Genomic DNA, 23,678 nt, shown 5'->3' on the forward strand with positions numbered 1-23,678 from the left:
CCTGGATCAGCCGCGGGCGGCCTGGATCTGCTTCACGAGCTCGGGCACGGTCGTGAAGAGGTCGGCGACCAGGCCGTAGTCGGCGACCTGGAAGATCGGCGCGTCGGCGTCCTTGTTGATGGCCACGATGACCTTCGACCCCTTCATCCCGGCGAGGTGCTGGATGGCGCCGGAGATGCCTACGGCGACGTAGAGCGACGGCGCGACGACCTTGCCCGTCTGGCCGACCTGCAGGTCGCTGGCGGCGTAGCCGGCGTCGCACGCGGCGCGGCTCGCGCCGACGGCGGCGCCGAGGACGTCGGCGAGCGGGTCGAGGACCTCGTTGAACCGCTCCTTCAGGGCGCGGCCGCCGGAGACGACGACCTTGGCCTCGGTGAGCTCGGGGCGCTCGCTCTTCACCTGGTCGAAGGAGACGAACTCCACGCGCTCCGCGGCGGCGCTCGGCGCGACGACCGCGACCTGCTCGATCGGCGACTTCGACCCGGCGGGCTCGGCGGGGGCGAACGCGCTCTGCCGGACGCTCACGACCTGGACCGGGGTCGCGACGGAGCAGATCCCGTACGCGTTGCCGGCGTACATGGGGCGCTTGTACTTGAGCGTCGCGCCTTCGGCGACGAGCTCGGAGATGTCGCTCGCGAACCCGGCGGAGAGCCGCGCGGCCACGCGCGGGAGCAGGTCCTTGCCGTAGGCGCTCGCGGTGCCCACGACGACCGCGTAGCCCTTCGCGGCCGCCGCGACGGTCGGCACGTAGCGCTCGGCCACGTAGTCCTTGAGCGCGCCCGACTCGGCGACGAGCACCTTGGCCGCGCCGAGCGTCGCCGCCTCGGCGGCTGCATCGCCGAGGGCGTCGCCGATCACGAGGATCGCGTACGTCCCGCCGAGCGCCGCGGCCGCCTGCCTGGCGAACGTGACCGCGGAGTGCGTCGTCTTCTTCAGCTTTCCTTCGGCGGCCTCGGCCACCACGAGAACGTCAGCCATGATCCCTCCTGCACCTCCTCAACTGGTGTCGGTTGACCCCCGCGCGGGCGGGGATCTGCCCTTCGGGTCCCGTCAGAGGACCTTCGCCTCGTTCTTGAGGCGGGTGACGAGCTCACCGACGTCCTTCACCTTGATGCCCGCCTTGCGCGCCGGGGGCGGCTGGAACGCGTGGTACTGGACCTTGAGCGCCTGGTCGGCGGCGAGATCGGCGAGCTTCACCTCGGCGAGGGGCTTCTTCTTGGCGGCCATGATGGCGGGGAGCGCCGCGAAGCGCACGCCGTCGTTGTACTTGAACGCGGGCGCGGTCTTCATCGAGTAGACGCTGGTCGGCGCGACGATGCGGAGGTCGACCGTGACGACGGCCGGCAGGCGCACGCGGAGGGTGGCGACGCCGCCGTCGACCTCGCGGCCGACGAGCAGGGCGCCCTTCTCTTCCTTGAGGGTCGCGGCGAAGGTGGCGAGCGGCCAGTCGAGCAGCTCGGCGAGGATCTGGCCGACCTGGTTCGAGTCGCCGTCGACGGCCTGCTTGCCCATGACCACGGCGTCGGGCTTCTCGCGCTCGACGAGCGTCTTGAGGGCGCGGGCGACGAGGTCGCCGTCGAGCTTGTCGTCGGTGACGTCGACGCGGATGGCCCGGTCGGCGCCGGTGGCGAGGGCGGCGCGGAGGGTCTGCTCGGTGTCCTTGGGTCCGAAGGTGACGACGACGACCTCGCCTGCCCGCGTCTTCGGCGCCTTGCCGTCCTCGGTCAGGCGCAGCGCTGCTTCGAGCGCGTATTCGTCGAACGGGTTCGGTTTCCACTCGAGCCCGGTCGTCTCGATTTTGTCCCCTGACGCAGGGATCTTCACCTTGTTCGCGTTATCCGGATCGGCGACGCGCTTGAGCGGAACGAGGATCTTCACGGCTCGGTTGGCTCCTGTGGCTGTGGGGGTAACGCAGAGCGTAGTCCGCCCGGGCAGGGGCGCGCTACACGACAGACGGGCCGGCGGACCCGAGCGTGGATCCGGCGAGCCCGACTGAAATAGCGCGCCCGAGGCGGAGGAAATCGGTCATGGCAGCGCCGACGTGGTGCGTCAAGCAGACGCGGCGGTTCTTGTGGGATGGAGGCGACTCGTTGTGAGGAATCTCGCGGTGGGGAGGGAGCCCGGGGGTGAGCCGGTGTGAGGGCGTGAGGGAGCTCGCGGCGGGGGAGGGGTGATGGAGCCGGGCAGAGGCCGTTGAGAGGGAATCGCGGACGGGGGCGTGACGGATGCGATCCGTTGGAGGGGGCTGGCGGCGGGGGGCGTAACGGAGGCGATCCGTTGAGAGGGGGCTGGTGGCGGGGGGCGTAACGGATGCGATCCGTTGGAGGGGGAGGGGGGCTGGCGGCGGGGGGCGTAACGGATGCGATCCGTTGGAGGGGGGCTGGCGGCGGGGGGCGTAACGGATGCGATCCGTTGAGAGGGGCCTGGCGGCGGGGCGCCGTAACGGATCGAGTCCGTCACGAGGCCCTGGCGGCGGGGCGCCGTAACGGATCGAGTCCGTCACGAGGGGCCTGGCGGCGGGGGGGCGTAACGGATCGAGTCCGTCACGAGGGCCAGGCGGCGGGGCGCCGTAACGGATCGAGTCCGTCACGAGGGCCAGGCGGCGGGGCGCCGTAACGGATCGAGTCCGTCACGAGGGCCTGGCGGTGGCGTCTGCCGCGTCAATCCACGCCGATCTCCGGCGCTTCCTCGTCGATAGCGGGCTTCCCCGCGCCGCCCCCGTCGGTCGGCGCGCCGCCTTCAGCCTCGTCCTTGCCGCTCGAGCGCCGGCGCTCGGCCTTGGCCGCCTCCCGCTCGAGCGGCGCCAGCAGCCGGCGCGTCGTCTCCGCGTCGGCCTCCTCGAGCTCCAGCATCTGGAGCACGCTGCGAACCACCTTGATCCAGCGGTTGCGCGCCCGGATCTGCCCGCCGCGCGAGTCGCCCGTGTCCGGCCTGTCCTGCGCCTCCAGGTGGATGCGCTGCGCGTCGAGCTTGCCGAGCTCGTCGCCCGCGGCGAACCACGCCTGCACGGCCTTGAGCAGGTTACCACCCGGCGTCGGCAGCGCCCTGAGCGCCGCCTTCGACTCCGGCGTCAGCCGGTCGCGCGCGAGCTTCACCTCGCCCGCCTCATCGCTGTAGCTCGCCGAGATGAACTTGAGCCCATCCGCAAAGAGCTGATCGCGGATCTCGAGGTAGATCGCCGCGTCCTCGGGGTCGTCGGCGAGATCGGCGAACCCGGTGAGCACCGCGTGCGCGCCGCGGGCCTTGCGGTCGTGAACCTGGTCGGCCGCGACCTGCTTTTGCTGGATCGCGGAGAGCTCGTCGTTCGCCTTCTTCTGCCGGCGGTGCGACTTCAAGATGCCGTCGTGCGCGGCCTCGATATCGTCGAGGAGCGGGGCGCACCGCTTCAGCGACACGAGGAGCGGCCTTTCGCGCTCCGGGTCGAGCCACGCGGCCGTGATCTGAACCATCTGACGAGGAGAGAGGTCTTTGAGCGCCATGGTGCCTCCTTGGCTGTCCTCCGGCGGCGATCGCCGGGGAATGCACCACCGGCCAGGCTCCCAGGTCGAGCGCTGTCTGGGAAGGCCGCTCGCCCGACGCGAACGTGCCCTGGCCACCATCACGGCGGCAGTTTTTCCGCCGGCGTGAACCCCGGACGCCCGGCGCCGGCTTCCTGCCGCCGTCACGTCGAGCGGGCGAGGCGCGGGCCGGCCGTGCCCTCGCCCATTGACGCCCTGGTCTGGAGCTTCCACGCGGCGTGCGGTGATGGACCTTCAGGACCAAGCATGATGAGGAGACTCTCGAGCCTGGTGCCAGGGCTCGAGGGCGGCTCGATGTGGTGAGTTCCTCAGGCCCCCTCGCTCGGCGGCGGCTCATCGACCTCGCTGGCCCGCAGATCGCCCCGGAGCCGCCTCCGCAGCTGCTCGTCCATGCGCGTCGCGTACTTCTCGTGCACGCCGAGCGCCGCGGCGACCTTGGCCCAGGAGAGGTCCTGCCAGTACCGGAGCTCGATGAGGCGCGCCTCCCGCTCGTCGAGGCCGCGGAGCGCCGTCCGGAGCGCCTCGAGGGCCTGGGTGCGCGCCATCGTGTCCTCGGGGTGCGCCCGGAGCCGCGCGCCGGCGCCGGCGACGAAGCGCGCGAAGACGAGCGCGCGACACTGGTCCTTGAGCTGATTCAAGGCGTCGGCGTCGTCGTCGCCGAACGGATCGCTCGCGTCGCGCATCGACTCGGCCGCGTCGAGCGCGGCGTCGAGGCCGGCGCGCCGGAACGACGCCTCGCGGGTGAGCAGCCGGATGACGGCGCCGGCCACCCGCTTCCAGGCATAAACGCCGAACGGGACGCCGCGCGCCGCGTCGTATCCGGGGCTCGCCTCGAGGAGCGCTTGATACGCCGTCTGCTCGCAGTCCTCCAGGCCCTGTCGCGTCCGCACGCCGTAGACCCGCGCGGTCGTCCGCGCCACGTGGCGCGCCATCGGGAGCGCCTCCAGCACGCGCTCATGATCCGGAGGAGAGGGAGGCGGACGCTGGCTGCCCGTCACCGCCGCCCACCGAAGGTCCCGTCGCCGCGCTCCGGCGCCGATGGGGTCGCCATCGCCCCTTCCGCGCCCGCGCCCTCGCGCGCCACCTCGCCGCTCTCGGACTGGACAGGAGGCCTCGCCCGCAAGCGATCGTAGAGCGGCATCGACGCCGGGTGCGTCGTGAGGAAGACCTCGAGGAGCCTGCGGTAGTCCTCGATCTCCTCGGGCGAGAGCGCCCCGAGGTAGGGGCCCAGCGCGTCGGCGACACAGGCATCGACGAGGGGATCGACGTCACCCATCCTGTCCAGGTCGTCGCGCTCGGGGGCTTCGTGCGTCATGGGGCCTCGCGTGGCGGGACCCCGCGTGCGGCGCGGCGCCCCTTCGTCCTTCCTCTTCTCAAATCACCATCGGTGGACCGGTTCGGACAGGGAAAGCGACGCCCCCCGTCGTTTCTCTGCTTTCTGCGCCGCCCGGGCGCGCGCGGCGGAGGCGGGCGCGGGCCGGGGGCGGATGTGCGGGCGTTCGTGGCCAGGCAACTACGTGAATCGACGCTGCTTTTCAACAATCGACCGCGCCGGTGCATTTTCTCTGTCGGAACCGGCCGCGTGCTCGTGATTTCCCCTTCAGGAGACGACGCCGGTGGCACGCCTCACGTCAGGCAGCGCAGGGCCTCCCCGCGGCGGGAGGGACGAGCTGGAAGGAACGCCGTATCGGGCGCTGCGGCTGCTCGGGCGCGGGGGCATGGGGGAGGTGATCGAGGCGGAGCACCGCGCCCTCCGGAAGCGGGTCGTGGTGAAGCTGGTCCGCCGCGCGCTCGCCGGGGATCCGCGGTTCGCCGACCGGCTGCGGGTCGAGGCGCAGGCGCTGGCGGCGGTGTCGTCGCCGCACGTGGTGGCGGTCCTCGACCTGGGACGGACGCCGGCGGGGCGGCCCTACCTCGTGATGGAGCGGCTCGAAGGCAGGACGCTGGGGGAGGAGCTCGCGCAACGGGGGGCGTTGCCGGTGGCCGAGGCGATCGATCTGGTGCGGCAGGTGCTGGCAGGGCTCGCGGCGGCGCACCGGGTCGGGCTCGTGCACCGCGATGTGAAGCTCGACAACGTGTTCCTGTGCGCGCCGGGGTCGGCGGCGCCGGGCGGCGGCCGCGTCGCAAAGCTGCTCGACTTCGGGGTCGCGAAGGTGCTCGACGGGGGCGTCGAGCCGGGCGCGGAGCGGCCCTTTCCCCTGGACGGGCCGGCGTATCCGACCGAGGCCGGATTGCTCGTCGGGACCCCGCGGACGGCGTCGCCGGAGCAGGCGCAATGCCAGCCGGTCGACGCGCGGGCGGACGTGTATGCCGTTGGGCTGCTGATGTATACGCTCCTCGTGGGGCACGGGCCGTTCGCTCACCTGGACGACGCGCTGGCGGTGCTCCGCGCGCACGTGCTGGAAGCGCTGGCGGCTCCGTCGCGGCGCGCCGCGCAGCCCATCCCGCCGGCGCTGGACCGGGCGGTGCTGAGGGCGCTGGCGAAGCGGCCGGAGGAGCGGTTTCAGAGCGCCGAGGCGTTCGCGGAGGAGCTGGGGCGGATCGCGGCGGCGCTGGGGGAGGCGGGAGGGAGCGCGGGGGCGGGGACTGGCGCAGCGGAGCGGGCCGCGTCGTCGGCGGCGGCAGAGCGGGCATCGAAGGGGGCGAGGGCTGGCGGCGGGGAGGCGGGGGCAGCGTGGACGCCGGAGATCGGGGCGTGGTTCGAGGCGACGCCGGACGGCACCGGCGGGGCGGGGGCTCGCGCGCGCGTGGCACCGGGCGCGGCGGGGGGGGCGGAGCGGGTGGACGCGCGGCTGTTCGCGGCGCTGACCGCGGCGAGCACGGTGGTGTTCTCGCTGATCGCGGCGCTGCTCCTGCACGGCCTGGGGGTGTGGTGATGGCGCGTGAGGCGCTGAAGGCCGGGGACGTGTTCCTGGACTACCGGATCACGGAGGTGATCGACGCGGGTGGGATGGGGGAAGTGTACAAGGCGGTGGAGGAGTACTCGGACGACGTGGTGGCGATCAAGTGCATGTCGCCACGGCACGTGAGGAGAGAGGACTTCGCGAGGCGGTTCCGGCAGGAGTGCAAGTTCTATCCGAAGCTGAAGCACCCGAACATCGTGAGGATGAGGAAGGCCGGGGTGTCGGCGGACGAGGTGGCGTACATCGTGATGGACTACCTCGAGGGGCGGACGCTGAGGAAGGTGCTGAACAAGATCTACCGCCTGGATTTTTTGAGCGCGATGCACGTGATGCTGCAGGTTGCGGACGCGATGACGTTCGTGCACTCGAAGGGGATATGGCACCGCGACCTGAAGCCCGAGAACATCATGGTAGGGGCGAAGGGGGACGCGAAGGGGCACGTGTGGCTCCTGGACTTCGGGATAGCGAAGTTCGCCGATGGGGGAATGAACACGGACGACCTGCCGGACGTGGGTACGGTGAGGTACATCTCGCCGGAGCAGGTGAAGATGCTGTACGGGGCGTCGAAGAAGGCGGAGCGCGGGGAGGGTTCGAGGCCGGACGGTCGGACGGATATTTATGCGTTCGGGGCCATTTTTTACGAGGTGCTGACGGGCAAGCACCTGTTCTTGGACGACAGCGAGGCGGCGACGGCGGAGGAGACGCTGACGGGGCACCTCGTGGCAGCGCCTGAGCCTGTGCACGAGATCGTGCCGGATTGCCCCGAGTTCGTGTGGCCGGTGGTGGCGCGCTGCATCGCGATCGACCGTGAGGAGCGGTATCCGAGGTTCGACGAGGTGGCGCGGGACCTGCGGGGGCTGCTCCGGGACACGGTGCCGGCGGGGCACGTGCTGGCGCAGCGGCTGGCGCAGGAGCGGATGAGGGCGGAGCGGCAGGCGGCGTTCGCCGGGGTGGAGATGGAGGACAGCGCGCCGGTGGCGGGGGAGGAGCGCGGCGAGGGCGGGAGAGAGGGGGGCGGGATGGAGCGGGGGAGCGAGAGCGAGAAGGCGAGCGGGCGGCGGGTGGTGCACGGGGAGACGGCGCCGCTGGAGCAGTTCGTGGCGCCGGCGAGCCCGCTGCCGTTCGCGCCGGCGTCGCGGGAGCCGGCGCGCGTGCCGCGCGGGCGGGGGGTGGGGTATACGGAGCCGCTGCCGCCGACGCTGGCGCCGCTGCAGATGCGCGGGGGCGCGGGGGTGCGCGGGAGCGCGGCGCCGCGGGAGGCGACGGCGGTGCTGGCGGGGGCGTGGGCGGAGAGGGCGGCGGCGCGAGGAGGGGCGCCGGGGCTGCCGCGAGCTGCGGCGCAGTACCCGGCGGCGGCGCAGCTCGAGGTGGGAGCGCAGCGGGCGGTGCCGACGCAGCAGCCGCGGGAGGTCACGTCGCTGTATGTGACGCCACAGCTGCGGGCGCTCGCGGAGCGGCACGTGCCGCCGCCGTTGCCGGTGACGGAGACGCAACGAGCCGCACCGGCGCCGCTGCCGGAGACGACGTCGCCGCAGGCGATGCCGCAGCAGCGGGAGGTCGCGGCGCAGTACGCGACGCCGCCGTTGTCGATGATCGAGATGCCGCGGGCGGCATCGCTGCCGCCGCTGGTCGCGGGACCGCCTGCGGCGCCGAGCTCGGTGACGGCGCCGAGCGCGCAAGCGCCTGGGTCGTTGCAGAGAGAGGCGCCGAGGACGCCGGCGGCGATGCTCGTGCAGCCGCGGCGAGCGACGCGCGTGTATGTGCTGGCGCCGCTGTTGGCGCTGGTGATGACGGTGGTGGGCGTCGGAGCGGCGCTGGGGATCCGAGCGATGAGCGGCGCCGCGCCGGAGGGGGCGCAGGGAGAGCCGGCGGCTTCCGCGGCGCCGGCCGGGAGCGTGTCGGCGAGCGCGGCGCCGGCGGCGAGCGCCGCCGAGCCAGCGCCGGTGGCGGTCCCCGCGGCACCCGCGCCGGAGGCGACGGCGAGCGCGGCGGCGGTGAGCACGGCCGAGGGGGCCGCGGAGCCCGGAGCACCGGCGAAGGCCGAGACGGTGGCGCAAGCGGAGGCTCCTCCTGCGAAGGAGCAACCGCCGGCGAGCGAGCCGCCGCCGGTGAAGGCGTCGCCGGTCAGGACGGCGCCGGCGGAGACGGAGGACGACGACGACGTCTATCCGATGCCGAAGCGGCAGAAGCCGTCGTTTCTGCGGGTGCTGTCGGAGGAGAAGAAGAAGGCGGCGCCGGGGCCGAAGGCGGCGCCTGCGGATGCAGGGGGCGCGAAGCGAAAAGGCCCGTGCGAGTCGGCGGGGTGCAGGCCGTTCTAGTCGCTGAGGAGAGAGGTCTTCGAGATGAGCAGCAACAAGGACAGCGACGACGTCCGGCAGTACCTGCCGGACCTGGAGAGCATCCGGCGCGAGGCGGATCCGGCGGTGGCGGAGCGGAAGCTGCAGCAGGCGCTGAACAACCCGGAGCTGGACCGGGCGCTGTCCGAGATGCAGCAGCAGAAGCCGACAGGGCAGCCGCTGTTCCAGTTCCCGGTGGTGCCGGCGGTGCCCCACGGGCACGCGACGCCGTCTGTGGCGCCGGTGCGGCCGGGGCCGCCGCCGCTGCCGGGGGTGGGGGCGCAACAGGGCGCGGTGGGGCCGCCGCCGCTGCCGGGGATGGCGGCGCAGCAGGGCGCAGCGGTAGCGCATCACGGAGCGGCGGTAGCGCATCACACACCAGCGGCGGCGCATCCCAGAGCGGCGGTGCCGCTGTACGGTGGCGCGGTAGCGTCGCTGGGAGCGGCGATGCCCGGTGCCGTGGTTCCACGGAGCGCGGCGGCGCAGCCGGGAGCGATGGCGCCGAGCCAGCCTGGAGCGATGGCGCCGAGCCAGTGGGCGGATCGTACGCTGCCGCCGATCGACAAGTCGCTGCTGCCGTCGTCGTTGTTGCCGCTCAGGCCGCCGCCGGTGGCGACGCCGAAGACGCCGGCCAGCGTGCCGGCGACCGCGAAGCGCCGGCCGTGGATGCCGACGTGGCTGATGGTCGTGCTAGCGGTGTTCGCGGTGAGCATGCCGTTCGTGCTGGCGGCACTGCTGTTGAGAGAGACGCCGCCGAAGGAGCAGGCGCCGGCGCCGCCGTCGAGCGGGGCGCCGGCGCGGAGCGCGCTGCCGCCGCCGGCCGCCTCGGAGCCGCCGCCGCCGGCAGCACCGGAAGCGCCGGAGGCGGTCGAGCCAAGCCTTGACGATTCCGCGACCGCGAGCGACCCGCCTGCACCTGCACCGACGGCGCCTGCGCGGCCGGTGGGTGCGGCGCCGCGCCTGCCGCAGGCGCCGGCGACACCCGTGCCTACCGAACGGCCGCTTGCCGATGATGTGATGGAGTGAACCCGCGTGGAGCCATGATGATGACCTGCCGATCCTTTGCTCTATTATTCACTGCGGCGACCGTGATTGCCGCCCCGGAGATCGCTGCCGCACAGCCTGCGGCGCCGCGGGAAGCCTCGGCCAGCGCTGATGCAGCGGCGCGAGCCGATGCATTTTATCGACGCGGCTTGCGCCTGTACTCGGACGGAAAATACGTGGAGGCGGAGGCGGAGCTTCAGTCTGCGTGGGAGCTGAACCCGACGTTCGACGTGGCGTACAACCTCGGGAATACGAAGTACCAGCTGAAGAAGCACAAGGAAGCAGCGCAGTACCTTTCGCACGCGCTGCGGCACTGGCCGCTGATGAAAGCGGCGGCGAAGCTGAAGACGACGGCGGAGAAACGGCTGGCGGAGTCGCGAGCGCAGGTGGGAGCGCTGGTCGTGACGGCGGGCGCGCCGGGGGCGGAGGTGCTGGTGGACGGCAAGGCCGTGGGCAAGGCACCGCTGGAGGGGGAGGTGTTCGTCGAGCCGGGCGAGCATCGGGTCGAGGCGAAGCTGGAGGGGTACGCGCCGGCGAGCCAGACGGTGAAGGTGGCCAAGGGCGGGACGGCGGAGGTGACGCTCGCGATGGCGCTGGCGAAGATCGAGGCGCAGGCGGCGGCGCCGGGCGCAGAGGCGGCGGAGGGCGGGAGCGCACCGGGCGCGGGGGCCGGCGCGCCTGCGGCAGCGCTGGCGCCTGGGGTGGCGGTGGAGCCGGCATCCCCGCCGCAGCCAAAGAGTTGGGTGCCGGTGATCGCGCTGGGGGCGGCGAGCGTGGTGGGGCTCGGGGTGGGGATCGGGACGACGGTCGCGTCGAACGCTGCGAGCCGTGACGTTGACGCGCAGGGGCGCGCGATCATCGACGCAGGCGGACAGTGCAAGGATCCACCGAGCGCGTTCGCCGATCGATGCTCGAAGCTGTACGACGCCGGCTCGCGGCAGGAAACGTTGGGCAACGCGGCACGAGTAGCGTTTGTCGCATCGGGCGTGCTTGCCGTCGCCGCGGTGACCTATGCGCTGTGGCCTCGTCCGGAGGCGCGGATAGCGGCGCCGGTGCGCGTGTTGCCCGAGGTGGGTGCTCATAGCGCAGGGATTGCCCTGCTCGGCGTTTGGTAACGAGCCCGAGAGAGAAGAAGATGAGATTCCAAACGAAGCAGCGAGTATGGGCGGCCGTGGCGACCGCCATCATGGCCACGGGCTGTGATGCGCTGTGGCTGGATGTGACAGGGGACTGCAAACGGATGTTGACGTGCGACTACTTCGTTCGAGCTGGAAGTGGTGGCGGGACGCCACCGAGCTGCGTGCCGAGCGAGAACGCGGAGGCAGTTGGGGACGCGTGTGGTGTGTTCGTGTCGGCGAGCGGCAACGATGATGCCGTCGGGACCAAGGCGGATCCCGTGAAAACGCTGAGCGTGGCGATGGCGCGGGCGGCTGCGGAGCAGGGGAGCGCGGTGTACGCATGCGCGGAGGAGTTTGCGGAGGCGGCGGAGGTGCCCGCGGGCATGTCGATCTTCGGCGGGCTCGACTGCGCGAAGGGGTGGCGATGGATCGGCGAGACGGCGAGGACGGTCGTAACGCCGGGCGAAGAGGCAATCGCGCTGAAGGTGATGCAGGGCGAGGGCACGGTGAGAATCGAGGACGTGTCGGTGTACGCGGCGAATGCTCAGACGCCGGGAGCATCGTCGATCGCGGTGCTGGTGGATGGCGCGGAGGCGGAACTGGTGCGGTGCGAGCTGGTCGCCGGGAACGGGGCAGATGGCGCGGAAGGAGAGGATGCGCCGAGCGAGATGCCAGCGCAGGCGGCACCTGGAAACGCCGGAGCCAATGCGTGCAGCGATCTGGATACGTCTGGAGCACCCGATGAGACGCTACCTGGAGGAGCGCAGGTGGAAAGCGTGTGTGGCGGCGATGCGCTCTCCATCGGTGGCGAGGGTGGAGATGGCAGAGTGAACAATGGTGGCGATGGTGCGACCAGCCAAAGCATCGCGGAGACTGCACGTGGTGGCGTTGGCGAAACAGTTGCCGGCACCTGGGACTGTGCTGGCGATGAGCCTAACGGCCGCGGCGACGATGGTGTGAGCGGCTCCTCCGGCCAAGCTGGGCCGGCCGCGAGCGGCCTCGGCATGTTGAGCTCGTCGGGTTACGCCGGCGTGAGCGGCGAAACCGGTAAAGCGGGTCAGCCTGGACAGGGCGGAGGCGGAGGTGGCGGCGCGAAGGGCGGCGCAGCGATCTGCCCCGGCGGCGTGCGGGGCGCCGGAGCGAGCGGAGGCAGCGGTGGGCCTGGCGGCTGCGGCGGGCTGCCGGGGCAAGGCGGCGGAGCCGGCGGAGCGAGCATCGCGCTGGCGAGCTTGGAGGGAAAGGTGACGCTGAAGGACTGCGTGTTGAAGGCGGGTAACGGAGGCAAGGGAGGCGCGGGCGGCGACCTGCAGCCGGGCGGGCTCGGCGGTCTCGGCGGAGTCGGGGGCACGGGGATGGGCGGCTCCAAAGCTGCGTGCGATGGAGGGAAGGGAGGCCAGGGAGGCAACGGTGGCCCCGGAGGAGGAGGTCTCGGCGGACCGTCGCTGGCGATCGCGTACCGGGGGGAGGCGGTGAGGCAGGAAGGGCAGACGATGCTGATGCCCGGCACGGCGGGTGCTGGGGGGCCGGGCGGAAGCAGCAACGTTGAGGAGAACGCAGGCGCCGAAGGCATAAGTGCAGCGGAGCAGAAATTTCCGTGAGCGAGCGGTGAGGTAGCGGGCGGCGTCGTCGAGAGCGCCGCTCGCACGGCCGCGGAGTGCCGCGGAGTGAGGAGGCGAGGAGGTGCTGGTGGTCGCGCGAGAGCGATCGCAGGGGGAGAGGTGTATCCCAAGGTGTGGGCGAGGTGTCGAGCGGGCGCCGGAGGAAGTCCGTTTCCAGCGAGAGTCGCGGAAAGTGAACGCTGCCGTCGGATTTTGTGACAAACCGAGATGGTTATGCGTAAACCATCGAAAGGACACTGATTTCCGGAAAAAACTGCTTGGCGAGCTCTTCCGACATCGGCAGAATCAGTGCTGCCCGATCCGAAAGAGCAGCCATGCCGATGCGCCGAACGTCCCGCGGAGACGACGTCCCTCCCTCTGGCAGGCGTCCCTGCCTGAACGGGATGGGGGAGTGGGAACGGATGTGGGTACGGAAAATGGGTCTCGAGGACATCCCGTGGGATCCGGAGCGATATTGCGAGCACTGCGTCGCGGAGCGCGCGGCTCGCGGCGAGGCGGTGGAGGAGGTTGCGCCGCCGTCGGGGAGTCGACCGAAGCTGCTGCTGGGCCTTGGCTGGGCGAAGACCCCACCCGGGGCGGGCGGTCCGAAGGGGCGGAGCAAGGGCAGCGGTAAGCAGACGCTGCTGAAGCTCGTGCGTTCGTCGCGCTCCAAGCGCAAGGATTCTTGAGCGAAGGCACCGTGTCTAGGGCGCCGGATCAGCATGCGAATGCGGCGACTCGCGTGCTCGGTTGCGAATCGGCGGTGGAGACGAAAGCGCAGGTCGAGCGCACCGAGCCGGGCGACATCTTCCTCGTGTGCTCGGGCGGCCTGTGGGGCTCGGTGCCCGAGCACCGTATCCGTGGCATCCTTGCAGCGTACCGTGAGCTGCGTCTCGCGGCGAGCCTGCTGATGGACTGCGCTCATGAGCACGGAGAGCCCGAGCTCGTGACGTGTATTCTGGCGCGTGTGGGCGACAGCTGAGCGGTGGAACTTACGAGAAGGAATGGTACGCCAGCACGGGAGGGCGGCGGGGCTGTGGCGAGGGGACCCCTCCCGTCCCGCGCGTAGCGCGGGACTTGGGAGGGGCGGGCGGCGCGCAGGCGCGAAGCGCCGAGCACCGACCGGGGGTGGGCATCCTCTCTAGTCGGAAGTGATGCTGGCGAAGAGCGAGGCGCAGGAGGCGGCGCCGGTCGTGAAGACGGACGTGGGCACGAGCGCGCTGCGTGCGCAGGCCGGTGCGCCCGCGGCAGCGCTGGCGCCTAGTACTACAGCCGCGGTTAGGGAGCCCGGGCGCGGGCGCGCGGCCGGTTGCGGCGGCGCCGGTAGCAACAGGCGCGAGCCTGGGCGCGCTTTCGGCGCCGCCACCTCGACCATGCCCAGCGGAACTCGGGCGAATGGGCGGGCAGCGGAAGCACCAGCTCCATCAGGCGGCGGACTTCGGGAATGCTCCAGGGCGCCAGCGTCGACGGACCGTCGCTTTCTGCGGGCGCCGTGGGCTTTTTTTCCCCGACGTGTCAAGCGCCGTCTTCTGCATGCGCTCGACGTTCTTCCCCAGCCTCGGGCGCGCCGTTTTGGGCACGAGCTCGGGGTTCATGGCCGGGGCATACGGGAAGGCGCCCTCCGCGGGAAGCTTCGCGCGCACGGAAGCCAACCACGCCAGGGCCATCATCCCGAGCGTGATGTACCGATGCCAGCTTGGCCACGAGCGGACCTCGTAGTGGTCGAGGCCGACGTCATCCTTCGCTTCCTCGAAGCACTGCTCGATCGTGTAGCGCGTGGAAGCCACGTGCGCGAGCGTTGCCAACGGCGTGGCGGCTCCGGCGTTGGACAGGTAGTAGGCCACTTCCGACGGCTTCGAGACAGAGCGGCGGGCCAGGAGCCAGAGCTCGTCGGCGGGCAAGCGCCGACGGCTGTCGACGACGCGCGCGCGGGCCCAGTCGTACTCGATGGGCCCCTTCTCGCCTTGATGGACGGCAAGGCGATGCCATTGCTTCGGCGACCACTGCGCCGCCACCTTGGCCACGGTGGAGGCGTGCGGCGCGCCCGGTGCAAGACGAGTGCGCGTGCGGCGCGGGCCACGAGGGTGTTCGCGCTCGGTAGGGGGCTCCGCGACCGCGGGTCGCCGGGGCCATACCGGCGTGCTCGAGATGACGGCGAGAACATACCGATGGCCCTGCGCGGCGATGCCGTCGCGAAGCACGGGATCGTCTCCGTAGACTTCATCGCCGGTGACCCACGCCATCGGTACACCACGCTGCCAGGCGCCATGGAGCATCTGCATCGCCAGCTGCGGCTTGGTCCGGAACGCGACATCCTCCGGAACGTGAGCGTCCTGCCTCCGCTCCGGATCGCTGCACCACGATTCTGGCAAGTAAAGACGACGATCAAGGATCACATGCCCACGTGGGCTGGTGTAGCTGAGGAACACACCGATCTGGCAGTTCTCGATCTTGCCTGCCGTCCCGCTGTATTGCCGCGCCACGCCGACGGACTTGGTGCCTTTCTTGAGGAAGCCCGTTTCGTCCAGTACACCGATGCCCTGCGGGTCGCCGAACTGCTCGATCGTGAAGTCCATCAGCAGATCGCGTGCCGCATCCGCGCTCCAGTCCGCACTGTACAGCAGCCGCTGCACGCGATCGGGCGTCGGATCTCCGATGGCCTCGGCCAGCTGCCAACCGTTCCGCCTTGCCGCCGGCCCCATCAGCGAGCGCACGTACTTGATCGCCTGCTCGCGCGGCTCGCTGCGCGCGAACAGCGTCGCGAATCGCGCGTGAAATGCCTCGAAATCTGCTGCCAGCGCGTCCCACGCGGCCGCTGCTGGCAGCTCGCTTGCCCGCGGATCCATGGGCCGATCCTGGATCCAACCCGAGCGATGTCGAGGTGCGGCTGTAGTACTAGGGCGCCGGTGGAGCCGGCATCGCCGCCGCAGCCAAGGAGCTGGGTGCCGGTGATCGCGCTGGGGGCGGGAACGTGGTGGGGATCGGCGTGGAGGCGCGAAACACGATCGAGGGGCGTGCGGGCGCGGCGGCGCTGACCCTGACGGAGACCGCGAGCAAGCCGACGGTGCGGAGCTTCGCGATCCATGCGGCGGACGCGAAGGATGCGAACGCCGAGGCTCACGCGACGGAGGCGGGAAGGTCGTCGATCGGCGTGGTGGTGGCGGATATCGAGGCGGAGCTGGCGCAGGTGGACGTGACCGCGGGCAATGGGATGGATGGAGCCAATGGAGAGACGCCGACAGAGGGGCCGCAGGCCGGCGCGAGCGCGCCGGAGATGAACGCGTCGGCGGCGCGCTCGCTATCTGGCGCGGTGCATGGCGGTGACCCCGGCGAGACGACCTGCGAAGACGGCCTGACCCGCGTCGGCGCCGGCGGGCTCGGCGGGATCACGGGTACCGATGACGGCAACGGGCAGAACGGGACGGATGGCGTGCCGCCGCCGGAGCCGAACCCGGAGGAGTACGGTCTCGGCGGCGCAGGGCAGACCGGTGGCAACTGCCGGCCGGGACAGGAACGAAGGCGGGGCAGTTCTGCCAGGCCATCCCGAACCCCGTCGATGGTCCCGGCGCGAGCGGCGGCGGCGGTGGCGCCGGCGGCTGCGGAGGCAAGGGACGCGGCGGCGGAAAGGCCGGCGGGTCGAGCATCGGGATCGTGAGTCTGGGGACGAAGCTGGTGCTGACGGAGGTGACGGTCGAGGTGGGTACGGCGGGCAGGGGCGGAGATGGCGCCGGCGGAAGAGGCGGTGCAGTTGGGGGCAGCGGCAGCGTCGGTGGGAATCCTTCGACGCTAGGTGGCTCGACGGGTTGCCGTGGCGGCGATGGAGGTCAAGGCGGAATGGGCGGCCCCGGTGCGGGCGGTCGAGGCGGTCACGCGGTGGGCATCGCCTACGCCGCTGTGCCGGGTGGAGCCGTCCAGCTGGCGAGCTTCATGCCGGGCACAGCCGGCGACGGCGGCACCACGGCGCCGGGCGGGAACGCCGGCAAACCGGGCGAGAGCGGAGAATGCTGGGACTTCACCGCCAATGCCAGCTGTGGGCAGCGATAGGCGCGGTGTTGTTGATCGATAATTCCGTAGAGCTCAACGGAATGCAATTGGTCGAGCAACGAAGGCTGCGACTCATGAGCCGCTGAGCTGAAGGACACAACAAGAAATGAGTGGACGCACCCCACGCTGGGGTGTAGGGACTGGTTTGTCGCGGAAACGCGGCACGGTGGGCTGCCCGGCGCTGACAACGTCGCCACTGAAGAGTGGAATGCCCAAGGCGCGGGCGGACGGACCGTCGATCTGCTGAACCCTTCTGCGTCGGGCCGCGAGCGCGGATGTCATCCGACGGTCGCTGAAGGCAGCCCAGCAGCAGATCGCTCTTGCGCGGCGGCGAGCCCGCGAGCTTACGCGGTGGAGGACCCGTGAGCCGTGACCATGGCCGGGTGGACGCGTCGCTGCGCAGCATCGAGAGCCGCCGGCGCTCCAGGGACCCCTCCCGCGCATAGCGCGGGGCATGGGAGGGGCGGATCGCGCGCAGGCCCGCAGGGCCGAGCACGTGCCACCCGGAGGAAGCAGCAGCGTTGCGGAGAACGTCGGCGCCGAAGGCGTAAGTGCGGCGGAGCAGAAGTTTCCGTGAGCGAGCGATGAGGCAGCGGGCGGTGTCGTCGGAACACCGCCCGCGCCGCGGTGGAGAGGGCAGCGAGAGGTTGGTGGCGAGCGCATGAGGAGCTATCGGAGGGGAAGGCGCATTCCGAGGTGTGGCGAGGTGTCGCGAGCGATCCGCAGGAACTACGTTCCCAGCGAGAACCGTGGAACCGGCGCGTCTCCGTACGATTTGGTGATAAACCGACATGGCTAAACGTAAACCAGCGAAAGAGCACTGATTTCTGGAAGAAACCGCTTGGCGGGCTCTTCCGATCTCGGCAGAATCGGCGTTGTCCGAGCCGAAGGAGCCGCCATGTCGATGCGTCGGAAGTCCAGCCGAGACGACCTCCCTCCCTCTCGCAGGCGCCCGAGCCTGAGTGGGATGGGAGAGTGGGAGCGGAAGTGGGTACGGAAGATGGGCCTCGACGACATCCCGTGGGAGCCGGAGCAATGCTGCGAGCACTGCCTCGCGGAGCGAGCGGCTCACGGCGACGCGGTGGAGGAGGTCGCTCCGCCATCGGGGAGCCGACCGAAGCCGCTGCTGGGCATTGGCTGGGCGAAGACCGCTCCTGGGGCGGGTGGTCCGAAGTGGCCGAGCAAGCGCCGAGGCAGGCTGAGGCTCGTGCGCTCACCGCGTGTCGAGCGCAAGGACGCTTGAGGGCTTGAACCGAGGCAGGCGCGGCGGGCCCTGCGCCGAGGCGTCGTACGAGCCACAGGGAGAGCTTTGACGCGTGGCCTTGCCTGGGGCGCCGGTGGATCCGGGGAATGGGTTGTCTCCCGTAGTGCTGTTGGGGTGCTTGTCAGATGGCATCATCGCCTGATGCGCCTGCCATGTTGACGCACCACGCACGCGCGGCGACACGGGTGCTCGGCTGTGACGCGGTGGTGGAAGTGAGGACCCATGTCGAGCGCACCCAGCCAGGCGACATCTTCCTCGTGGGCTCGCCCTCGCCCTCGACGAGAGCTGTCGGCCATGGCCCGGCTCGGCAGACACGCCGCACGTCCGCCTCGCGGGTGAGGCGGACGTGCGGCCAGCCTCGACCAAGGCATCGACCTCGCCCCTGCCCGCGGCGTCGGCCTCGCGGCCGGCTCGCGTCAGCCCCCCACGCCGGCGCTCGCCTCGGCGCGGCTCACCTCGGCGCGGCGCCGCCCGCGCCGGCGCTCGCCTCGGCTCCGCTCGGCGCGGCGCCGGCCCGATCGCCAGGCCCGCAGCGCCCTCACGTGCAGGACGCGCACCACGGCCTACCTTCACACGCCCCGCTCCTGCTACCCTACCGGGCCGTGGCGATTACGACCGATTTCCTCGTCATCGGCAGCGGTGTGGCCGGGCTTACATTTGCGCTCGAGGCGGCCGAGCACGGCGAGGTGATCGTCGTCACCAAGCGCTCGCGCGACGAGTCCAACACGAAATACGCTCAGGGAGGCATCGCCGCGGTCTTCGCGCCGGACGACTCCCCCGAGGCGCACATCGCCGACACCCTCGAGGCGGGCGCGGGCCTCTGCCACGACGTGGTCGTCGAGATCTGCGCGCGTGAAGGCCCCGAGCGGGTGCGCGAGCTCATCGCGCGGGGCGCCCAGTTCGACCACGAGAACGGTCAGGTGCGCCTCGGGCGCGAGGGTGGGCACTCCGCCCGGCGGATCGTGCACGCCGCCGACGCCACCGGCCAGGAGATCGAGCGCGCGCTCCTCGAGCAGGCCCGGCAGAACCCGAACATCCGCTTCGCCGAGCACCACACGGCGATCGACCTGATCCTGCTCTCCCGCTTCGGCGGGCCGGACGTCTGCGCCGGCGCCTACGTGCTCGACGAGACCGACGCCGCGCTGAACCCGGCGCCGCGGCCGCGCGACTCGGAGCGGCCCGCGCCCCGCCACCGCCCCGCCTCGAAGCCGCACGTCGTCGAGACCTACCTCGCGCGGGCGACCGTGCTCGCCACCGGCGGCGCGGGCAAGGTCTACCTCTACACGACGAACCCCGACGTCGCGACGGGCGACGGCGTCGCCATGGCCTACCGCGCCGGCGCCGAGATCGCGAACATGGAGTTCTACCAGTTCCATCCGACGTGCCTGTTCCACCCGGAAGCGAAGAGCTTCCTCGTCAGCGAGGCGCTGCGCGGCGAGGGCGCCATCCTCCGCCTGCCGGACGGCACGGCCTTCATGGCGAGCCACGACCCGCGCAAGGACCTCGCGCCGCGCGACATCGTGGCGCGCGCCATCGACTTCGAGATGAAGCGGACCGGCTCGGACTACGTGCTGCTCGACATCACCCACCGGCCGGCCAGCTTCGTCCGCGAGCACTTCCCGACCATCCACGCGCAGTGCCTCCGCTACGGCATCGACATCACCGTCCAGCCGATCCCCGTCGTGCCGGCCGCCCACTACATGTGCGGCGGCGTCACCACCGACCTCTACGGCAGGACGACGATCCCCGGCCTCTGGGCGATCGGCGAGTGCACGTGCACCGGCCTCCACGGCGCGAACCGGCTCGCCTCGAACTCGCTGCTCGAGGGGCTCGTCTTCGGCCACCGCGCGGCCGCGCGCCTCTCCACGCAGATCGACGAGCTCCGGCAGAGCCCGTTCCCGTCGGTCCCCGAGTGGCAGGTCGGCAACGCGGTCGCGAGCGACGAGGAGGTCGTCGTCGCCCACAACTGGGACGAGCTGCGCCGGACCATGTGGAACTACGTCGGCATCGTCCGGTCCGACGCCCGCCTCCGCCGCGCCGCCCGGCGGATCGCCCTGCTCCAGGAGGAGATCCGCGAGTACTACTGGAAGCACCTCGTCACGCGGGATCTGCTCGAGCTGCGCAACATCGCCACCGTGGCGGAGCTCATCGTCGGCTGCGCCGCCGCCCGGCACGAGAGCCGGGGGCTGCACTCGACCATCGACTACCCGGAGACGAACGATCGCCTCTCCACGGACACGGTCGTGAAGCGGGGTGTGCTGCCTCATCTGCGAGGTCGATGAGCGATCCGCGCAGCACCGCCGAGCCTCCGCCGAGCGACGGAGCGAGAGGCTCGCTCGTCCATCGCGGCCGCGGGGAGCGACCGATGTCGGTCCTCGCGGCGGCCGGCTGGACGGCGGCCGTCACCTTCGTCTTCGTGTGCCTGCTCGGCGCGCTCGCCCTGCTCCGGCCGGCGCCGGGCGGCGCGGCCGGCTCGCCCCCGCCGGCGCCGAGGCTCGACGTGGTCGGCAGCTTCGCGTGCCAGTCCGCCGCGTACGTCCTCGGGCTCCTCGGCGTGCGCCGCGTCCACGCGCCGCGCGCGAAGGCCCGCGAGCTGCTCGGGGTGCGCGGCACGCACGCGGCGTTCTACCCGCTCGCGGTCGCGCTCGGCTTCGCGCTCGAGCCGCCCGTCACCGCCCTCTACGAGGCGATCGAGCGGCGCTTCCCGTCGGGGATCAGCGACGGCCGTCTCGTCCAGGCCTTCGTGGACGCGAGCGCGCTCGATCGGATCGCGTTCGGCCTCATCTTCATCGCGCTCGGCCCCGCCCTGGAGGAGGCCTTCTTCCGCGGGGCGCTCGCCCGCCCGATGCGCCTCGCGCACGGCGCACCGGTCGTGGTCGCGACCACGGCCGCGCTCTTCGGGGCGGCCCACGGCGAGTGGCAGAAGCTCTTGCCGATCGCGCTCTTCGGCGCGGCCCTCGGCGTCGTCCGGGTCGCGAGCGGCTCGCTGCTGCCGCCCATCCTGATGCACGGGACCTACAACGCGATCCAGTGCTTCGCGCTCCTCTCCGCCGGGGGCGCGGGCCCCGTCGACGAGGTGCCCGCCGCTTCCGGCGCGGCGCTGCCGGAGGCCGCGGCGATCCCGGGGTGGCTCGTGGCGGTGAGCTCCGCCTGCGCGCTTGTGTTGACCGCGCTCGCCTGCGCCCTCGGCAACCGCGCCGAGGGGGCAGCCCGCGCGAGGGAAGAGGACCTCCGATGATGCCGGCGTTCGAGAGCCAAGGCGGCGGCGCGAGCCGAACCGCGCAGATCGCAGCGGGGGACGGCGAAGGCCGCGCCCCCGCCACCGTGGAAGCGAACGGCGGGGGCCGCGCGGCCCCGCGCCGCGAGGGGAGGCGGGCCCGCGTGAGCCTCTGCCTCCCGGGGGGCGGCCTGACGGGCGCGCTCTACCAGATCGGGGCGCTCGCGGCCCTCGAGGACGGGGTCGAGGGGATCGACAACCAGAGCTTCTCGCTCTACCTCGGGCACGGCAGCGGCGCCGCGGTGGCCGCGGCCCTCGCCGGCGGCATCCCGACCGAGCGGCTTTACCGCGCCCTGCTCGATCCGGTCGACAACTTCTTCCCGCTGGAGCGCGGCCACCTCCTCCACCTCGACGTCGGCGAGTGGCGCCGCGCGCTCACCACCAGCCTGGTCGCGCTCCGCCACGCGATCGTCCGGCTCTCGACCCGGGGCGACGCGACCCCGAACGCGCCGGCGCAGCAGTACCTCTTCGAGCAGCTCGATCGCTTCAACGACTCGCTCCCCGCGGGCCTGTTCCAGCTCGATCGGTACGAGCGGTTCCTCGCCGAGTTCTTCCTGCGGCGCGGCATCCCGAACTCGTTCCGCGCGATGCCGCGGACGCTGCGCATCCCGACGTACGACCTCGACTCGGGCGAGCGGGTGATCTTCGGCACCGAGGGGTTCGACGACGTCCCCGTGTCGCTCGCCTGCGCCGCGTCGATCGCGCTGCCGCTGTTCTTCTCGCCGGTGCGCATCGACCACCGGCACTACCTCGACGGCGGGCTCGGCCACGTGGCGCACCTCGACTTCGCGCAGGCCGCCGGCGCGGAGCTCACGATCATCGTGAGCCCGCTCGTGCCGGTCTCCACGGCGCACCGCCCGGTCCCGACCGGTCACGGCGTGCGCGAGAGCGTGCGCGACAAGGGCATGCTGTGGATCTTCAACCAGGCGATGCGGATCGGCGCGCACGCGCGGCTCCACCAGGCGGTGGGGCGGACGCTCGCCGAGGGCAAGATGCAGGTCCTCGTGCTCGAGCCCGCGCCGAACGACGCGCTCCTGTTCCTCCACAACCCGGCCAACCTGCGCGCGCGGCGCGCCATCCTCGAGTACGCGTACCGCACGACGCGCGAGCGCATCGCGGTGTGGATGGAGAAGAACCGCGCGGTGGTCGAGGCGGTGGGGTGGCACGAGGCGCGCGCCTCGGGCACGGCGGCTGGCTGAGGCGCGGCGGCCGCTGCCGGCGCGGCGGCCGGCGGCCGGCGCGGCCGCCGACCGGGGCGCCCTGGGCCGGGAGCGCGGTCAGGCGACCAGCGTCGAGAAGCGGGCGATCGTCAGCTCGTCGGGCGGGACGCTGATGCGGGCGCGCGGGACGGCCACGCCGTGGAGGTAGCGCCAGCCCTCGCCGTCGTGGAGGAAATCGGAGAGCTCGATGAACGACCGGTCCGCGCCCGCCTGGAAGATCTGGGCGAGGAACAGCACCGACGCGGAGTCGCCGCCCTGCAAGCTGTCGAGGATCTTCAGGCCGCGGTACCGGTGGTGGTGGATCGTCGCCTTGAGCTCGCGGAGCACCTCGTCCCTGTCGCGCCCCCGGTCGATGTGGCCCATGTGCAGCGTCCGCCAGAGGTAGGCGGCGTCTCCGACCGCGAAGGCGGCGTACCTCGAGCGCATCAGCGCCACGGCGTCCGGCGCCTCGCGATCCCCCAGGTGGCAGGGGGCGCAGCACTCGCGGTACGCGCGCCCCGAGCCGCACGGGCACGGGCGGGAGAGGCTCCCCGTGCCAGGACGAACATCTCGGGCCATCGGCGTCCTCTACACGGGTTCGCGCCGCGCGGCAGCGCCCGGCGTCACCGGCGCGGGCGGAGGCGCGGCGCACCGCAGGCGACGCCAGCGCGCCCCGCGCCGCGCCGCTGCCCCCCGGCGGCGCCGGCGCCCTCCGGGCCCGGCACCCCCTCGCAGGACGCCGCCGCCCCCGGGCGCGAACCCCCTTGCAGGGCGCCGGGGAGGGCGGTAAGGCGGGCGAGACGTATGCCCGCAGCGCGCGCTCACGCTGCGGCCCTCCTCCTGGCCTTTGCCCTGGTTCTGGGGGGCTGCAAGCGCCAATACGCCATCGGCGACGACGTCCTCGTGTCGTGGGAAGGGAACGACTACCCGGCCAAGGTCATCGAGGTCGTGGGGCCGACGAAGTTCAAGGTCCACTACCAGGGGTACGATGACATCTGGGATGAAGTTGTACCGCGAGAGCGGATCCGCGGGCTCGTCGACCGGAACGTCGTTCACCCTCCGCCGCCGCCGAAGGTCCGGAGCAAGGGGCTGCAGGCCTCGCAGACCAACCTGTACAAGATCGGCGACAGGGTGCGCGTCGAGTGGCACGGGCAGATGTACCCGGCCGTCGTCACCGGCATCGTGGGGCAGGAGCGCTACCGCATCCACTACGACGGCTACGGACCGGAGTGGGACGAGACCGTCGGGCTTTCCAGGATCCAGGCCAAGTAGTTGAAATGATCGCGAAGGATCATTTTCCCCCTGGCGCTTGGGATGGGGCCGAATTAAGAGCCGCGCCGAATTTCTGACTGGGCGATCGCAAGAGTGCGCCCGCCC

Annotated in this window: 19 protein-coding genes; 12 read left to right on the top strand and 7 right to left on the bottom strand. The window is 71.8% G+C overall.

What is annotated here, in order from left to right; translation table 11 throughout:
- Positions 1 to 6 precede the first annotated feature (6 nt).
- From WME83_RS04430 to WME83_RS04450, 5 genes are all read right to left on the bottom strand, one after another.
- Positions 7 to 978 (bottom strand): electron transfer flavoprotein subunit alpha/FixB family protein, encoded by a 972-nt coding sequence (locus WME83_RS04430; RefSeq protein ID WP_437318000.1) that lies wholly within the window; start codon positions 976 to 978, stop codon positions 7 to 9.
- A 72-nt stretch (positions 979 to 1,050) separates the two neighbouring features.
- On the bottom strand, positions 1,051 to 1,878 hold the full coding sequence (locus WME83_RS04435) for an electron transfer flavoprotein subunit beta/FixA family protein (protein WP_129573104.1): 828 nt from the start codon (positions 1,876 to 1,878) through the stop codon (positions 1,051 to 1,053).
- A gap of 782 nt (positions 1,879 to 2,660) precedes the next feature.
- Positions 2,661 to 3,479 (bottom strand): hypothetical protein, encoded by an 819-nt coding sequence (locus WME83_RS04440; RefSeq protein ID WP_437318001.1) that lies wholly within the window; start codon positions 3,477 to 3,479, stop codon positions 2,661 to 2,663.
- Positions 3,480 to 3,826: 347 nt separating this feature from the next.
- Complete coding sequence (locus WME83_RS04445) at positions 3,827 to 4,468, bottom strand: sigma-70 family RNA polymerase sigma factor (protein ID WP_437318002.1); 642 nt, start codon at positions 4,466 to 4,468, stop codon at positions 3,827 to 3,829.
- A gap of 44 nt (positions 4,469 to 4,512) precedes the next feature.
- Positions 4,513 to 4,833 carry a hypothetical protein gene (locus WME83_RS04450; RefSeq protein ID WP_437318003.1) on the bottom strand — a complete coding sequence of 107 codons (321 nt, stop codon included), beginning with the start codon at positions 4,831 to 4,833 and terminating at the stop codon, positions 4,513 to 4,515.
- Between the two features lie 301 nt (positions 4,834 to 5,134).
- Here WME83_RS04450 and WME83_RS04455 point away from each other — a divergent pair, with 301 nt between their 5' ends.
- From WME83_RS04455 to WME83_RS04485, 7 genes are all read left to right on the top strand, one after another.
- A complete protein-coding gene (locus WME83_RS04455; protein ID WP_437318004.1) occupies positions 5,135 to 6,394 on the top strand; it encodes a serine/threonine-protein kinase in 1,260 nt (419 codons plus the stop codon).
- Positions 6,394 to 8,739 carry a protein kinase domain-containing protein gene (locus WME83_RS04460; RefSeq protein ID WP_437318005.1) on the top strand — a complete coding sequence of 782 codons (2,346 nt, stop codon included), beginning with the start codon at positions 6,394 to 6,396 and terminating at the stop codon, positions 8,737 to 8,739. The genes WME83_RS04455 and WME83_RS04460 overlap by 1 nt, the downstream gene beginning before the upstream one ends.
- Before the next feature lie 24 nt (positions 8,740 to 8,763).
- Positions 8,764 to 9,783 carry a hypothetical protein gene (locus WME83_RS04465; RefSeq protein WP_437318006.1) on the top strand — a complete coding sequence of 340 codons (1,020 nt, stop codon included), beginning with the start codon at positions 8,764 to 8,766 and terminating at the stop codon, positions 9,781 to 9,783.
- 14 nt (positions 9,784 to 9,797) lie between these two features.
- A complete protein-coding gene (locus tag WME83_RS04470; protein ID WP_437318007.1) occupies positions 9,798 to 10,916 on the top strand; it encodes a PEGA domain-containing protein in 1,119 nt (372 codons plus the stop codon).
- Between the two features lie 20 nt (positions 10,917 to 10,936).
- A complete protein-coding gene (locus tag WME83_RS04475) occupies positions 10,937 to 12,517 on the top strand; it encodes a PGRS family protein (protein ID WP_437318008.1) in 1,581 nt (526 codons plus the stop codon).
- Positions 12,518 to 12,954: 437 nt separating this feature from the next.
- Positions 12,955 to 13,206 (top strand): hypothetical protein, encoded by a 252-nt coding sequence (locus WME83_RS04480; RefSeq protein WP_437318009.1) that lies wholly within the window; start codon positions 12,955 to 12,957, stop codon positions 13,204 to 13,206.
- Positions 13,203 to 13,499 (top strand): PP2C family protein-serine/threonine phosphatase, encoded by a 297-nt coding sequence (locus WME83_RS04485; RefSeq protein ID WP_437318010.1) that lies wholly within the window; start codon positions 13,203 to 13,205, stop codon positions 13,497 to 13,499. Before WME83_RS04480 ends, WME83_RS04485 begins: the two co-directional genes overlap by 4 nt.
- A gap of 442 nt (positions 13,500 to 13,941) precedes the next feature.
- Here the strand turns inward: WME83_RS04485 and WME83_RS04490 are convergent, their stop codons facing one another.
- Positions 13,942 to 15,363, bottom strand: a complete 1,422-nt coding sequence (locus tag WME83_RS04490) for an IS701 family transposase (protein WP_437313514.1) — start codon at positions 15,361 to 15,363, stop codon at positions 13,942 to 13,944.
- 125 nt (positions 15,364 to 15,488) lie between these two features.
- Here WME83_RS04490 and WME83_RS04495 point away from each other — a divergent pair, with 125 nt between their 5' ends.
- The 4 genes from WME83_RS04495 (at position 15,489) to WME83_RS04510 (ending at position 22,301) form a co-directional block, all read left to right on the top strand.
- Entirely contained in the window at positions 15,489 to 16,172 is a 684-nt protein-coding gene (locus WME83_RS04495) for a hypothetical protein (protein ID WP_437318011.1), read from the top strand.
- Positions 16,173 to 18,427: 2,255 nt separating this feature from the next.
- Positions 18,428 to 20,107, top strand: coding sequence for an L-aspartate oxidase (locus WME83_RS04500; RefSeq protein ID WP_437318012.1), 1,680 nt, complete (start codon positions 18,428 to 18,430; stop codon positions 20,105 to 20,107).
- 83 nt (positions 20,108 to 20,190) lie between these two features.
- Complete coding sequence (locus WME83_RS04505; protein WP_437318013.1) at positions 20,191 to 21,063, top strand: CPBP family intramembrane glutamic endopeptidase; 873 nt, start codon at positions 20,191 to 20,193, stop codon at positions 21,061 to 21,063.
- Positions 21,064 to 21,206: 143 nt separating this feature from the next.
- Positions 21,207 to 22,301 carry a patatin-like phospholipase family protein gene (locus WME83_RS04510; protein ID WP_437318014.1) on the top strand — a complete coding sequence of 365 codons (1,095 nt, stop codon included), beginning with the start codon at positions 21,207 to 21,209 and terminating at the stop codon, positions 22,299 to 22,301.
- 78 nt (positions 22,302 to 22,379) lie between these two features.
- Here WME83_RS04510 and WME83_RS04515 read toward each other — a convergent pair whose 3' ends face one another.
- On the bottom strand, positions 22,380 to 22,880 hold the full coding sequence (locus tag WME83_RS04515; protein WP_437318015.1) for a YchJ family protein: 501 nt from the start codon (positions 22,878 to 22,880) through the stop codon (positions 22,380 to 22,382).
- Between the two features lie 225 nt (positions 22,881 to 23,105).
- On the opposite strand from WME83_RS04515, the gene WME83_RS04520 reads away from it, so the two are divergent.
- A complete protein-coding gene (locus tag WME83_RS04520; RefSeq protein ID WP_437318016.1) occupies positions 23,106 to 23,573 on the top strand; it encodes a Tudor-knot domain-containing protein in 468 nt (155 codons plus the stop codon).
- Positions 23,574 to 23,678: the final 105 nt, after the last annotated feature.

The sequence above is a fragment of the Sorangium sp. So ce385 genome (assembly GCF_051474135.1).
In the GTDB taxonomy this organism is placed as follows: domain Bacteria; phylum Myxococcota_A; class Polyangia; order Polyangiales; family Polyangiaceae; genus Sorangium; species Sorangium cellulosum_D.